We start from the raw sequence: 1325 nt of genomic DNA, 5'->3' as shown, positions 1-1325 counted from the left end.
ATCACCCTCCTCACACAGTCATGCTCATCCTGGTAGCAGCTGTGGCCGATCAGCGTTTCGCGCTTCACAGAGCTCCAAATCGATTCGCCGGGCGCATTGTCCCAGCACTCACTACGTCGACTCATGGAGCAAACAAGGTCGTTCTCCCCCAGGTATGTCTGGTAGAGGCGGGAGCAGTACTGCGTCCCCTGGTCCGAGTGGACGATCGTGCCGGCCACATCGAGCCCCTCCTGGAGCCGAGCCTGTACGGCCATATCAAGCGCCTCCAACACGAACGGCGTGTCCATCTTCGAGCCGATCGAGTAGCCGAGAATCCTGCGGCTACCGAGATCCATGAAGGTGCAGAGGTACCAATAACGGCCGTTCGGGAGAGGCAGATACGTGATGTCGCTCACCCAGGCGCGGTTGAGCTCACCCACAGCGAAGTTGCGGTTCAAGAGATTCGGGAAGACCGGCAGGCAGTGGTTGCTGTCGGTCGTTCGGACGAAGCGCTTCCGGTGGCGGTACCCGATGATGCCGTGATCTCGAAGCACGCGTCTGAGGCGCTTCACGCCCACGTGGACACCGTAGCCGCGCAGGTAGACGCGCATCTGCCGGTACCCCGGGGTGTAGCCCAGCGACTTTCGCACGGTGTTGGCGGTGCCGATGATGATCTCCTCGGAGACGATCTTGCGGCGCTTCGGCTGCTCAGACGCGGGCTGGGAGGGCTCGGCGCCCTTGGGAGCATCAGTCGGCGGAACAGGCTCAGAGCAGTCCTCAGAGGCCTCAGGAGAGGCTTCTGAAGAGGGGGCGGGAGCTCGCCCCTTCGGGGCGCAGAAAACGCCCCCCGAGTGCTTTTCGTTTTGAGCGCAAGGGGTAGAAGAACGAGCCTCCTCAGCCGCGGCATTCGCCGCGACAGGCTTCTTTATAGGCTTTGAAGGAGGATGCGTACGCGCACGCCAGTGATAGTAGCCGCTATCGCTAACTTCCATTATTCTGCAACGGTCTTCAATCGGGAGGCCGTTGATGTCAGGGTCATTCAGGGTGGCCCAGATAAAGGCGTATCTCACTTGAGGCCGTTCGTCGAGAGATACGCCGCGAATTTTTTTACGAGGGCAAGCTCCTGCTCAAGACGACGGACCTTGGCGCGAAGCTCGGCCTTTTCGGCTTCATCGGGTGTGCAGTCCCGGGAGTTCTCATGGATGAGAGTGCCCTGGCGGTAGAGAGCCAACCAGTTGTAAAGGGTCTTCGGCGGGATGCCGAGCTCGTCGGCGACTTGACGGGCTACGCGGCCTTCCTCCACCACGAGGCGGACAGCGTTGAGTTTGAATTCTTGGGTGAATTTA

The 1325-nt window shown here is 60.6% G+C and carries 2 protein-coding genes; both read right to left on the bottom strand.

The window, feature by feature from the left end:
* On the bottom strand, positions 1-629 hold a 629-nt coding region (locus tag HMPREF9440_RS11320), incomplete at its 3' end, for an IS3 family transposase (RefSeq protein WP_172634261.1).
* Positions 630-1045: 416 nt separating this feature from the next.
* On the bottom strand, positions 1046-1325 hold a 280-nt coding region (locus HMPREF9440_RS00345), incomplete at its 5' end, for a transposase (RefSeq protein ID WP_008540398.1).

The sequence above is a fragment of the Sutterella parvirubra YIT 11816 genome, assembly GCF_000250875.1.
Classification (GTDB): domain Bacteria; phylum Pseudomonadota; class Gammaproteobacteria; order Burkholderiales; family Burkholderiaceae_F; genus Sutterella; species Sutterella parvirubra.
The sequence above is the reverse complement of the archived record's forward strand: the minus strand, read 5'-3'. Positions and strand labels throughout refer to the sequence as shown.